This is a genomic window from Streptomyces sp. NPDC059256, from assembly GCF_042753785.1.
GTDB lineage: Bacteria > Actinomycetota > Actinomycetes > Streptomycetales > Streptomycetaceae > Streptomyces.
On sequence record NZ_JBHYZO010000003.1, the window covers coordinates 462,175 to 474,627 of the forward strand.

Here is a 12,453-nt window from a genome sequence, read left to right on the forward strand (position 1 = left end):
CCGGTCCCAGATCCTCGGTAGGGCGTTGGCTTTACGCCAAAGGGGTGTGTACGGCCTTACGAGACGCCCGCACCACCTCGACCTCCTGCCACAGAGAGCTCTTGCGGTGTTCAAGGAGGACGTCCATGACGAGCAGCAATCAGCAGCCCATTCCCGCTGCCCGCCCGATCATCGGTGAAGAAGAGATCGAGGCGGCGGTAAGGGTTCTGCGCACAGGGCGCGTCGTACAAGGCCCCGAAGTGGCGGCTTTCGAAGAAGGATTCTCCGAGTTGGTGGACGGTCGACACTGCGTCGCCGTGAACTCGGGCACATCTGCGCTCCACCTGCTTTTGCTGGCACTCGGCATCGGCCCCGGCGACGAGGTGATCGTTCCCTCGTTCACCTTCGCCGCCACCGCGAACGTGGTCCGCCTCGTCGGCGCCGACCCCGTCTTCGCCGACATCAACGCCGATGACTACGGTCTCTCCCCGGCCGCGGTCGAGGCCGCCATCACACCGCGTACCGCCGCGATCATGCCGGTGCACCTCTACGGCCATCCCGCCGCGATGGACCAGCTCATGGCGATCGCCGCAAAGCACAAGCTGGCCGTCGTCGAGGATGCCTGCCAGGCACACGCCGCAGCACTGAACGGCACTCCGGTCGGTGCCTTCGGCGCCGGTGGCACCTTCAGCTTCTACCCGACGAAGAACATGCACTCCCTTGAGGGCGGCATGGTCTCCACCGGCGACGCGGAGATCGCCCGTACCCTGCGCCTCCTGCGCAACCAGGGCATGGAGCAGCGGTACGCCAACGAGATCGTCGGTGTGAACATGCGCCTGACCGATGTTGCCGCAGCGGTCGGCCGGGTACAGCTGACCAAGCTGGGCGGCTGGACCGAGCAGCGCATCGCCAACGCCGCGTACCTCACCGAGCACATCACCGCGCCCAACGTGACCACTCCGGTCGTCGCACCGGGCGCGCGTCACATCTACCACCAGTACACGATCCGCTTCAGCGGTGACCGCGACGCCGCGATGGCGAAGCTCACCGAAGCCGGTGTCGGCAACGCGGTCTACTACCCGACCCCGGTCCACCGACTGCGCCCGTTCTGGGAGCCGGACCAGAAGGCCGGCCGCAACTGGGACCTTCCCGAGACCGAGCGAGCCGCCGCCGAGGTCATCTCCCTGCCGGTGCACCCGTCGCTGTCCGCGGAAGACCTTGACCGCATCGTCGTCGCCGTGAATGACCTTGGAGAGAAGCTGTGACCACCGCGGGAGCACAGGGGCTGCGGGCCGGACTGATCGGCCTGGGCTCGATGGGCCGTCACCACGCCCGGGTACTCGCCGGACTCGACGGAGTCCAGTTCGTCGGTGTCGTCGACCCGATGGGGGACAAGAACGGCTGGGCACAGGGCGTCCCGGTGCTGCCCACGGTCGAGGAGCTGATCACCCTCGGCATCGACTACGCAGTGGTGGCCTGTCCAACCGCCCTGCACGAGGAAGTCGGCCTCGCGCTGGCCGAGGCCGGCATAAGCGCCCTGATCGAGAAGCCGGTGGCGGACACCGTGGAGGGCGCGCGCCGGCTGGTCGACGCGTTCGAGTCCCGCGGTCTGGTGGCCGGCGTCGGTCACATCGAGCGCTGCAACCCGGCGCTGCTCTCTCTGCGTCAGCGGCTTGAGGCCGGTGAGCTGGGGGATGTCTACCAGGTCGTCACCCGCCGCCAGGGCCCCTTCCCGCACCGCATCGCCGATGTCGGTGTGGTCAAGGACCTCGCGACGCACGACATCGACCTCACGGGCTGGGTGACCGGCCAGACCTACACCTCGATCTCCGCGCGCACGGTGTCGAAGTCGGGCCGCAAGCACGAGGACATGGTCTCCGCGGTCGGTCAGCTCTCCGACGGCACCATGGTCAACCACCTGGTGAACTGGCTGAGCCCGCTCAAGGAGCGCTTCACCTCGGTCACGGGGGAGAAGGGCTGCTTCATCGCCGACACCCTCACCGCCGACCTCACCTTCTACTCCAATGCGGCGCAGGCCACCGAGTGGGAGGCCCTCCAGGCGTTCCGCGGTGTCGCCGAGGGCGACATGATTCGCTACGCCATCCCGAAGCGTGAGCCGCTCCTGGTCGAGCACGAGCTGTTCCGCGACGCGGTGCTCGGCAAGGCCCACGACATCTGCACGCTGCGTCAGGGTCTGCGTACGGTCGAGGTCGCCGCCGCGGTCCTCGCTTCGGCGAAGGACGGCACCACGGTCGACCTCTCCGCCCGCGCAGCGGCCCAGTAGGGCGAGGGACCCTTTGTCCTCTCCTGTGACCAGACCTGATGTCACCGTCATCGTCGCGGTGTACAACACGATGCCGTACCTGACGGAGTGTCTGAACTCTCTCATCGGACAGTCCATCGGTACGGACAGGCTGGAGATCGTGGCCGTCGACGACGGCTCCACGGACGACAGCGGCACGGAACTCGACCGCTTCGCGCAGCGGTACCCGGACACCGTCAAGGTGTTCCACCAGACCAACTCCGGTGGTCCCGCGGCGCCCAGCAACAGGGCCCTGGAGGCGGCCACCGGACGGTACGTGTACTTCATCGGCTCCGACGACTACCTCGGCGAAGAGGCGTTGGAGCGGCTCGTCGCCTGCGCTGACAAGCACGAGTCCGATGTCGTCGTCGGCAAGATGGTCGGTACCAACGGCCGCTACGTCCACCAGGCGCTCTACAAGGAGAGCGTTCCGGACGTGGACCTCTTCGCTTCGGCGCTGCCGTTCACTCTGGCCAACACCAAACTCTTCCGGCGCGACCTGGTGGAGCGGCACAAGCTGCGCTTCCCCGAGGACATGCCGGTCGGCAGTGACCAGCCCTTCACCATCGAGGCGTGTGTCCGGGCGAGGAAGATCTCCGTGCTCGCGGACTACACCTACTACTACGCGGTCAAGCGCGGTGATTCGAGCAACATCACCTACCGCGCGGACCATCTGGCGCGGCTGCGCTGCACGGCGCGGATCATGCACCACGCCGCCGAGCTGATCGAGGCGGGGCCGCGTCGGGACACGCTGTTCGAGCGCCACTTCACCTGGGAACTCGCCAAGCTCGTCCAGGGTGACTTTCTCGCGCTGGACCGGCACACCCAGCACCGGGTGTGCTCGGGCATAGCCGAGTTGGCCGACAAGTACCTCACCGAGCCCCTGCGCGACTCCCTCCCCGTGCAGCGCCGGGTACGGCTCGCGCTGGCCCAGAAGGGCGCGGTGGACGAACTGGTCCGTGCCATCGGGACGGAGGAGCCGGGAGGAACACTGCCGTTCCTCCTGGAGGGCGATCAGGCGGACGGAGGGCGGGCCTTCGCCCGCTACCCCGGCTTCCGTGAGCCTCTGCTCAACATCCCCGACAGGGTGTTCGAGGTGCTGGACGAGTCGGTGGCCGCACAACTCGCGGCCGGTACCGAACTCGTCGACGCCGACTGGGTGCAGAACGGGGACGACCTCGCGCTGGACATCGCGGTTCGGACCGCGTTCACGGGAGTCACTTCGTCGGTCGTCGTTCGGCTGCTGCCGGGCAACTTCCCCAAGGGTGCCAACAAGGCGGGCGGCCGGCGGTTGCCCGCGGGCGGGGAACTGCCGCCCCTCGTGGGTGAGTTCACCCGGACGGAGAGCGCGAACGGGACGGTCGTCCGGGCGGTCATCCCCATCGAGGCCCGCACTGCGTCCCTCGCCGTGCGTGTCCACGCGGAAGTCGCCGGATCGGTGTACGAGATTCCGGTGCCGGCCCGCGACGCGCCCATGCCGTTGGCCCGGCGCTGGCGCAGTACCGTCCCCTATCGTGTCGCCGCGCGGGTGAACGGCCAAGGGCGCATGGTCGTCGTGACCGGCCCGCTGTTCCCGCCCCCCAGCAAACTGTGGCCGCGAGTACGGTCCCGTCTGGGCCGCTTGAAGAGGAAGACACTCCGATGAACATCTGTGTAGTAGCGCTCGGCAAGATCGGGCTTCCGCTCGCCGTGCAGTTCGCGGCGAAGGGCCACAAGGTGGTCGGCGCCGATGTGAACGAGAAGGTCGTGGAGCTGGTCAACGCCGGCACCGAGCCGTTCCCCGGCGAGCACGACCTGGACCGACTCCTCAAGGAGACGGTGGGTGCCGGCCTGCTGAGCGCCACCACCGACACGGCAGCGGCCGTGGCGGCGTCCGAAGCCGTCGTCGTCGTCGTGCCCCTGTTCGTGGACGCGGAGGGCACCCCGGACTTCGGCTGGATGGACTCCGCCACCCGGGACATCGCCCGCGGTCTGAAGCCCGGCACCCTCGTTTCGTACGAGACGACGCTTCCGGTCGGCACCACCCGTAACCGTTGGGCTCCGATGCTGGAGGAGGGCTCCGGGCTCACCGCGGGCAAGGACTTCCACCTGGTCTTCTCACCGGAGCGGGTGCTCACCGGCCGCGTCTTCGCCGATCTGCGCCGCTACCCGAAGCTCGTCGGCGGCATCGACGAGGTCTCCGCGCGCCACGGTGTCGACTTCTATGAGCAGGTGCTCGACTTCGACGAGCGCGGCGACCTGTCCCGCCCGAACGGCGTGTGGGACCTGGGCACCGCTGAGGCATCGGAGTTGGCCAAGCTCGCGGAGACGACCTATCGCGACGTCAACATCGGTCTGGCGAACCAGTTCGCCAGGTTCGCCGACAAGAACGACATCGACATCAAGAAGGTCATCGAAGCCTGCAACTCGCAGCCCTACAGCCACATCCACCAGCCGGGTATCGCGGTCGGCGGGCACTGCATCCCCATCTATCCGCGGATGTACCTGTGGAATGACCCGGAGGCGACCGTCGTGCGCTCGGCGCGCGAGGCCAACGCAGCCATGCCGGAGTACGCCGTCGACCTGCTGGCCGCCGCGTACGGAGACCTCAGCGACACCGGCGTGCTGGTGCTCGGCGCGGCCTATCGCGGAGGCGTCAAGGAAACCGCCTTCTCCGGTGTCTTCGGCGTGGTCGAAGCCCTCAAGGCCCGCGGTGCCGTCGCGTTCGTCTCGGACCCGATGTACACGGCCGAGGAACTGACCGCGCACGGTCTGACCCCGCACGAGGGCCAGACGGTGACCGCCGCGATCCTCCAGGCCGACCACGCCGAGTACCGCGAGCTCGCGGCGACCGACCTCCCGGACGTACGCGTCCTGGTCGACGGCCGGCGGACCACCGACCCGGCCCGCTGGGAAGGCGTCCGCAGGGTCGTCATCGGCGGCTGAACCGCCGCTCGTAGGTGTTCCACAGAAACGGGCCCTGCCCTGCGCTTCGGCGTATGGCGGGGCCCGGCGCGATGAGAGGCTTTGAGCATGACGTGGTTGATCACCGGTGGCGCCGGCTACATCGGCTCACACGTGGTGAAGGCGATGGTCGAGGGTGGTGAGGGCGTCGTCGTCCTCGACGACCTCAGCACGGGCCGCAAGGAACGGTTGCCCGATTCCGTCTCGCTGGAGATCGGGTCGGTGCTCGACCGAACCCTGCTCGACCGCGTGCTGCGCGAGCACTCCGTCACCGGGATCGTCCATCTGGCGGGCAAGAAGCAGGTCGCCGAGTCCGTGGCGAGGCCGCTCCACTACTACCGGGAGAACGTGGAGGGCCTTCGGGTCCTCCTGGCGGCTGCGGTGGACGCCGAGGTCGGCCGGTTCTTGTTCTCGTCCTCCGCATCCGTCTACGGGATGCCGGACGTCGACCTCGTCACCGAGGAGACCCCGTGCAATCCCATGAGCCCCTACGGGGAGACGAAACTGGCCGGTGAATGGCTGGTGTCGTCCACCGGTGCCGCGCACGGCATGGCCACGGCCTCCCTGCGCTACTTCAACGTGGCGGGGGCCGCCTCGCCCGAGTTGGGGGATGACGGAGTCTTCAACCTGGTGCCCATGGTCTTCGAGCGGCTGACCGCCGGTGAGGCTCCCCGCATCTTCGGCTCCGACTATCCAACGGCCGACGGGAGTTGCGTCCGCGACTACATCCATGTCGAGGACATCGCCTCGGCCCACGTCGCGGCGGCGCGCCGGCTGACCGCGGACCCCTCGGCGTCCCTGACCCTCAACATCGGCCGAGGGGAGGGCGTGTCGGTCGCAGAGATGGCCGCTCTCATCCAGGAGGTCACGGATCGCCGCGACCCGGCGCCGGTCGTCGTCGCCCGGCGTCCCGGAGACCCCGCCAGGGTGGTGGCCTCGGCGGACCGCATCCGTACGGAACTGGGCTGGGCCGCCCGTCACGACGTTCGGGCGATGGTCACCTCGGCGTGGGCGGGATGGTTGCTGCGGCACCCGGAGGCGCGGGTCTGACGGCGCTTCCACGAGGTCAGGTCGTCTTCCCCACGGGGGTGACGGCGGCAGGCAGACGGAAAAGGGGATTCCCGAGAACTTCGGGAATCCCCTTTTCCGTTCTGTTCCGTACGGCGATCAGTCCGAGTCGAGCAGCAACTCGTCGAAGTCGCGGCTCACCCTGGGCCAGTCCCACACGGCCAGCGCATGCTCCGAGGCCAGCTTGCCCGCGGTGCGCCAACTCTCCTCGGTAGCCGTCACCTCAAGGATCCGCTGCGCCGCCTGCTCGGGCGAGTCGACGACCCAGCCCTCGGGATACAGCGTCCGTGCCCCGTGCGGCCGTCCGGCGAAGAACGGCCAGTCGCGCACGACCGGCACCGCGGAACTCGCGGCGCCCTCCATCAGACCGACGTGGCAGCCCTCCCGCACCGACGAACTCAGGATGGTGCCGATCTCGACCAGCTTGCCCGGCACATCGTCCGTCGGACCGAGCCGCAGCACGGCACCGGACTCCTCCAGCGGCTCGATCCGCGCCTGGAAGCTCCGCAGGTAGTCCTTGGTGGCTCGGCTGGTCTTGGGGTCCATGTCGCCGCCGACCATCAGCAGTCGGTAGCGCTCGTCGTGCTCACGCAGACGTTCGAGGACCTCGACCGCCCACAGCGGGTCCTTCGCGACCTGCGAGATACCGATCAGTCCGATGTTGAAACGGGACTGGGCGGGCTTGGGGAGGTCGAAACCGCTGAGGTCCATGGCGTTGTGGAGCATGTGCAGGCGCGGCGCGTGCTCTCCCCGCAGTTGCGGCACGAGCGACTTCGTCAGGTCCTGCACATGGTCGGCGACATAGACCAGATCGTCGATGCGTGAGAAGTCGACCATGTGCGGCCAGCGGGTGAACGCCTCGTAGCTGTGCAGCCGTACGACGATCCGTGTGTCGCCCGGGTCGATCGTCGTGAGCATCACGGCCGGTGCCACACACCAGTCGAGGAAGACGGTGTCGGCCCAGTCGAGGTGCGGACGCATGAGCTGCTCGACCTGCTCCGCGTAGAAAGCGTCGCCGCCGAGGCGGTTCTCCAGCATCCTGCGCCCGGCCCAGGAGATCCGCTTCATGGCCGGCGAGGCGGCCAGGTCGAGGTAGCGCAGCTCCACGTCCGGGTGGTTCTCGTAGCGCTTCAGGATCAGCTTGAGGAAGTTGTCGTTGGCGCTGGTGGTGATGAGCAGCCGAAGCGGCCGGTCGAGAGGAGCCTGGGCCGCGGGGACCTTCCGGCCGCGCGGCTCGATGATCTTCTGCATGGCCGTGGACGCGTACACCGGCGCGGCGTAGGTCTCGGGCTCGGTGGCCAGTTGCGAACTGAGCTGGTCGATGTGGACGACCCGGTGGAACCCGAGCACCAGCGCCCGGTCCATCGTGCTCGCGGCGGCGGCCGGGTCACCGGCCTGGTACTGCTCGTCGGCCTGCGCCAGCAACTCCCGGACGGTTCTGTCCAGCGTGCGTGGTGCGATGCCCTTCTTCAGCTCGGCCCACACGGCTTCGTCCAGCAGACCCGTACGGATCTTCCGGTCCTCGATCCGGCCCGCGGCGGTCGTCAGCGCCAGCGTGGCACCGCCGGGCCGTCCCGCCCAGCGCATGCCCTCGGCGACCTGACGCGACAGCGCGGCCCGCATCGTGGGCGGAACACCCGGCGCGTTCAGGGCGGTGCGCCACAGCCGCGCGCCGACGGCGCTGCGCATCACCGGACGCGCGGTGGCCGTCCGTAGGATGTTGTGCGGCAGCGCCTTGGCCTGGCGGCGCACATCGCTCGCGAGCAGTGCCGGCGGCGGCAGGGCCCTGCGCTTGGTCGGGGCCGACGCGTCGGTCCGGCCCTCGATGGCCCGCAGAGCGGGTGCGATGCCGAAGGAGGCGCTGGCGGTGGTGTTGTACTGGGCCAACCGCCACACGACGTAGACCGCGTTGGCGTCGAGCGCCACGAGGTGCTGGGCGCCCAGGCCCTGCTGACGCATCCACGGATTGCGGCGGCTCTGGAGCCACAGACGGCGCCCGTGCGGGACCTTCTTCATCCTGCGCTTGGCCAACGGCCCCAGGTTCCCGATGCCGTACGGCAGTTGCTGGTAGCCGTCCAGCTCCAGCCGGTCCAGCTCCTCCAGGCAGTTCCTGGTGTCGAAGTGGCAGGCCATCCGGACGCTCGCCCCGAGTGCACGGAACTTCTGCACCGCGCCCGCCAGCACGCCGAGCTGTGGCTGGGCAGTGGCGATGAAAAGCACATCGGTCACGAGCTGGGTCCTCCGGCGACGATCGACTTCGATGAGAGATTGTCCTCGGGACCCGCCGCCGTGGGCCTGGTGACAGTGACGGCCACCGGACGGCCGTTCCGATGCTCGGCGAGCCTGCCGACGAGGTCGTCGACGGCCACCGACATCAGCTTCTCGCGGGTGAAGCGGCCGGCGTGCGCCATGGCCTCGTTGTGGGCTTCCTCGCTCGTGCCGACCGCCATGTGCGCGGCCTTCACGAAGGACTCCGCGAGCTTCTCCTCGTCGATGCCGACCGCGCCGGTCCACAACGGGTGTCCGTTGAGGACGTTCGACGCGTCGTGTTCGACGACGTGGGCCGAGACGATGGGCAACCCGGTGGCCATGTACTCGTACACCTTGCCGGAGGTCACGTAGCGACCGCCGATGAGGATGAGCACCATCGCGTCCCAGCGGGCGTAGATGGAGGAGACCTCGGCCTTGGCTGCGGGCCCGCCGAAGTGGACGCCGTCGGCCTCGGCCTGCTTCAGCATCTCGGAGTGCTTGTTGGCCTCACGGCCCGCTCCGTTGCCGATGTGGCCGCGGACCTCGAAGCGTGCGTTGGCGAGCAGCGGTTCGCGCTCGCGCGCCGCGTGCCAGGCGTTGAGGACGGTCTCCAGATGGGCGGGGGTGAAGTTCACCGTGCCCAGGTAGCCGAAGACGAGACCGGCCTCGGGGTCCGCGTTGTGGGCACGGCCGGGCGAACTGTCCGCGTCGTAGCCGTTGCGAACGACCTCCACCCGGGAGGCGAACTCGGGGTATCTGGCCCGGTAGTGATCGGCGATCGGGTCGTTCACGACCCACAGGGAGACAGCCTTGTCGAGGACCTTCTGCTCCCAGCGGCCCATCTCGGAGTCCTTTATGAAGGCTTCCAGACCGGTGATCACATCGATGGACCAGCCGTCACGGAAGTCCACCGCGTACGGCACCTGGGCGTCCTCCCACAGCCGCCATGCGGCGGCGAGGTTGACGTAGGGCACACAACTGGCGACGAGCAGGTCGGCCGGGCGCTCGGCGTGGATGTCGACCACGGCCTGCTCCAGCGCCGCACGCCAGTCGCCGAAGTTCGGCTCGGGGAAGGTCTTCTGCTGCCGGGCGCGCAGCCGGGTGACCCACCGGTTGGGGTGGAGGGCGCGCTCCTCGTCGTAGAGGCGGATGTCCGTCTCCAGGTCCTCACGGGACAGCGGCAGTTCGACGATCCTCACCCGCGGGTCCACCTGGTCGAGCAGGGTGAGGTCCACGCCCGAGTCCCGCTCCCAGGACTCCTGGGCGATGGTGACGACGGTGACGTCCCAGCCCGCGTTGCAGAATTGGTTCGCCGTCTCGCGCATTCGGTAGGCGCTGCTCTTCGCAGCCGGCGGGAAGCCGATGGCGAGATAGATGACATGAGGCCGCGGGCCTTCGGATGAAGGCCCGGGCCTGGGAGACGCTGACATAAACGGTGACGCTAGCACGGTGACGTATACGGACTTCTGCCCATTGCGGGGCTCCTGTCCATCACGCGCGCCGGCTGCCTCCCTTCCGCTCTTCCATGATCCTCACGACGTTCCGCGCGGCCTGTCCGTCGCCGTACGGCGTGCCGGGATCGGCCGTGGGGACCGCGCGGGTGACGGTCGCCGCCCAGGCGTCGGCCGCCATCTCGTGGGGGTCGGGGACCAGGACGTTCCAACCCGAGTCGACCGTCTCCACCCACTCCGTCTCCGGGCGGATGGTGGTGGTGATCCGCTTCAGGAGGAACGCCTCCTTCTGGAGCCCCCCGGAGTCGGTGACCACGCCGGAGGAGGCCAGGACGGCGGCGATCAGCCCCGCGTAGGGCAGCGGACGGCCCACGTGTACGGAGCCCTGGTCCAGTTTGATGCCGTGCTCCGCGGCGCGTGCCACCAGGCGCGGGTGGGCGAGCAGCGCCACCGGCAGGGGCAGACCGGCGAGAGCGTCGACGATCGCGGCCAGGCGCGCCGGGTCGTCGGTGTTGTCAGGCCGGTGGAGCGTCGCGAGCAGGAAGGGCTGAGAGGGATCGATGCCCTCGGGGAGGGCGGGAGCGCCGTGCTCGCCGGCGAGCACGGCGTCCCGGATGCGCAGGCAGATGTCGACCATCACATCGCCGGCCAGGACCGCGCGGTCCTTCAGGCCCTCGTCGGCGAGATGGCGCATGGCCTCCTCGGTCGGCGCGAGGAGCACATCGGCGCAGTGGTCCGTCAGGACGCGGTTGTGCTCCTCCGGCATCCGCCGGTTGAAGGAGCGCAGTCCCGCTTCCAGGTGTGCGACCGGCAGATGCATCTTGACCGCGGACAGAGCACCGGCGACGGTGGAGTTGGTGTCCCCGTAGACCAGGACCCAGTCCGGTTGTTCGCGCTCCAGGACCGGGTCGAGCGCGGTGAGGACGGCGCCCGTCTGGACGCCGTGGCTGCCGGAACCGACTCCGAGGTGGACATCCGGGTCAGGGATGCCGAGGCCGTCGAAGAAGACATCGGAGAGGTCTGCGTCGTAGTGCTGTCCGGTGTGCACAATGACGTGCTCGTGCTCCGTGCCCGCGAACGCGGCTGCGATGGGAGCGAGCTTCACCAATTGGGGACGTGCACCGACGATGCTGATGACTTTCACTGAACACTCTTCTTCTGGGTCCGGTCACTGGCGGGTGTACCGCCCATGGTAGGCAATGGACGGACCGGTCCGGTCGGCAGGCGCTGTCGTATTATCGGCGCGCACGTTTCGGGGGCAGTCAGCAAGAGAGTCGGCGGTGAGCCATGACAGTCTGGTCCGCACGGAAGAAGGCAGCGCGCCGGCTTGATTCCTCGGCGCGCGGTGGGGCGGATGCGACGCCCACACCTGCGGTGGAAACCTCCCTGGCCCCGACCACGGGGTGGTTGGTCCGGGGCAAGGACGGCAGGCTCACGGCGTACGCGCCCACCGAGGACGCCGTGCTCCGCTGGACCGAGAACCGTCCCGGCGGGCCCGAGTGGACGGGCCCTGATGTCCTTGAGGCTCCTGGCCTGCTCCCCTATCTGTCGATAGCGCAGGGCGACGACGGCTATGTCCACCTCGTGGGCCTCCGCCGCAAGCCACTGCCGGACGGCCGGATGAACACCGAGGTGGTGTACGCGCTCCAGTACCAGTCGGGCCTCGGCCTGCGTGACTGGTACGCGGTCGGCTCGCCCTACCCGAACGACCCGGCCCTCTCCGCGCAGATCGGTCCGCCCGGCGCGGTGGTCGATAGCGAGGGCTCGCTGCACGTCTTCGTCCGGAACGTGGGCGGAGGCGTCTGTGGTCGGGCGCAGACGCCCAACGGCAAGTGGAACAAGTGGGCCGACCACAAGGGCAGCGGAGGGATCGGCGCGGTCCACAGTGCCCTCACGGACAGTGGGCTCCTGGAGTTCGTCCTCCCGACGGCCGACCGCATCATGCGCTGGGAGCAGGAGACCGTGGGCGTGAAGTTCGTCCGGGCCGACGACGTCCCCGCCAAGGCCCAGGCCGACTCCCCGGCCGCGGTGCGCACCGGGGAGGGGCGGCTCAGCTGGTTCTGGCACTCGGCGGTCGACGGCACTGTCGACGGCTGGCGGCCGTCCATGAGTTCGCCGATCACGCTCGGGAGCGGTACGGGCACGGGTCCCGTGGCGCTGCTGCGCACCCGCGTCGACGGTCACGACTGCACCATCCTCGCCCACCGGGACACGGCGACCGGGCGCCCCGCGCTCGCCGCCTATCCGACCGAGGACGAGTCCCGCGGCGCCAGCTGGAGCCTGACGGGCGATCCCTGCGTCGGAGCGCCCGCGCTCGCGGTCGACGGCAAGGGACGCGTGGTGATGGCGGCCTTCGGCGTCGACGGGTCGCTGCGGGTCAGCCGGCAGAAGGACGAGCCCGGACTGGCACTGGAGGCGTGGACCCGGGTGGGGTGAGGCGGGCGCGGGGCACGGCCGCTT

General features: G+C 69.1%; 9 protein-coding genes. 6 read left to right on the top strand and 3 right to left on the bottom strand.

Translation table 11 applies throughout. From position 1 onward, the window contains the following. Nucleotides 1-125 precede the first annotated feature (125 nt). From ACFXJL_RS09980 to galE, 5 genes are all read left to right on the top strand, one after another. Nucleotides 126-1,244 carry a DegT/DnrJ/EryC1/StrS family aminotransferase gene (locus tag ACFXJL_RS09980; protein ID WP_358879026.1) on the top strand — a complete coding sequence of 373 codons (1,119 nt, stop codon included), beginning with the start codon at nt 126-128 and terminating at the stop codon, nt 1,242-1,244. Then, entirely contained in the window at nt 1,241-2,263 is a 1,023-nt protein-coding gene (locus ACFXJL_RS09985) for a Gfo/Idh/MocA family oxidoreductase (protein WP_329018737.1), read from the top strand. Before ACFXJL_RS09980 ends, ACFXJL_RS09985 begins: the two co-directional genes overlap by 4 nt. A 25-nt stretch (nt 2,264-2,288) precedes the next feature. Continuing rightward, nucleotides 2,289-3,926, top strand: a complete 1,638-nt coding sequence (locus ACFXJL_RS09990) for a glycosyltransferase family 2 protein (RefSeq protein ID WP_358879027.1) — start codon at nt 2,289-2,291, stop codon at nt 3,924-3,926. Next, the gene (locus ACFXJL_RS09995; protein ID WP_329018731.1) at nt 3,923-5,206 is read left to right on the top strand and encodes a nucleotide sugar dehydrogenase; all 1,284 of its coding nucleotides are present in this window, start codon (nt 3,923-3,925) and stop codon (nt 5,204-5,206) included. Before ACFXJL_RS09990 ends, ACFXJL_RS09995 begins: the two co-directional genes overlap by 4 nt. Nucleotides 5,207-5,293: 87 nt before the next feature. After that, nucleotides 5,294-6,274, top strand: a complete 981-nt coding sequence (galE, locus tag ACFXJL_RS10000) for a UDP-glucose 4-epimerase GalE (RefSeq protein ID WP_384690907.1) — start codon at nt 5,294-5,296, stop codon at nt 6,272-6,274. A 117-nt stretch (nt 6,275-6,391) separates the two neighbouring features. On the opposite strand, the gene ACFXJL_RS10005 is transcribed toward galE, so the two are convergent. From ACFXJL_RS10005 to wecB, 3 genes are all read right to left on the bottom strand, one after another. Beyond that, complete coding sequence (locus ACFXJL_RS10005) at nt 6,392-8,521, bottom strand: glycosyltransferase family 1 protein (protein ID WP_358879030.1); 2,130 nt, start codon at nt 8,519-8,521, stop codon at nt 6,392-6,394. Further along, complete coding sequence (locus tag ACFXJL_RS10010; RefSeq protein ID WP_384691361.1) at nt 8,518-9,867, bottom strand: glycosyltransferase; 1,350 nt, start codon at nt 9,865-9,867, stop codon at nt 8,518-8,520. Before ACFXJL_RS10010 ends, ACFXJL_RS10005 begins: the two co-directional genes overlap by 4 nt. Nucleotides 9,868-10,033: 166 nt before the next feature. Then, complete coding sequence (gene wecB / locus ACFXJL_RS10015) at nt 10,034-11,137, bottom strand: non-hydrolyzing UDP-N-acetylglucosamine 2-epimerase (protein WP_384690910.1); 1,104 nt, start codon at nt 11,135-11,137, stop codon at nt 10,034-10,036. Nucleotides 11,138-11,280: 143 nt separating this feature from the next. Here wecB and ACFXJL_RS10020 point away from each other — a divergent pair, with 143 nt between their 5' ends. Next, nucleotides 11,281-12,429: a hypothetical protein gene (locus tag ACFXJL_RS10020; protein WP_384690913.1), complete on the top strand. Its 1,149-nt coding sequence runs from the start codon at nt 11,281-11,283 to the stop codon at nt 12,427-12,429. The last annotated feature ends 24 nt before the right edge of the window (nt 12,430-12,453 follow it).

Excerpts from the sequence above, each read along its gene's own strand:
- ACFXJL_RS09980 (WP_358879026.1), top strand. The coding sequence starts at position 126 with ATGACGAGCAGCAATCAGCAGCCCATTCCCGCTGCCCGCCCGATCATC.
- ACFXJL_RS09995 (WP_329018731.1), top strand. The coding sequence starts at position 3,923 with ATGAACATCTGTGTAGTAGCGCTCGGCAAGATCGGGCTTCCGCTCGCC.
- galE (WP_384690907.1), top strand. The coding sequence starts at position 5,294 with ATGACGTGGTTGATCACCGGTGGCGCCGGCTACATCGGCTCACACGTG.
- ACFXJL_RS10010 (WP_384691361.1), bottom strand. The coding sequence starts at position 9,867 with ATGCGCGAGACGGCGAACCAATTCTGCAACGCGGGCTGGGACGTCACC.
- ACFXJL_RS10020 (WP_384690913.1), top strand. The coding sequence starts at position 11,281 with ATGACAGTCTGGTCCGCACGGAAGAAGGCAGCGCGCCGGCTTGATTCC.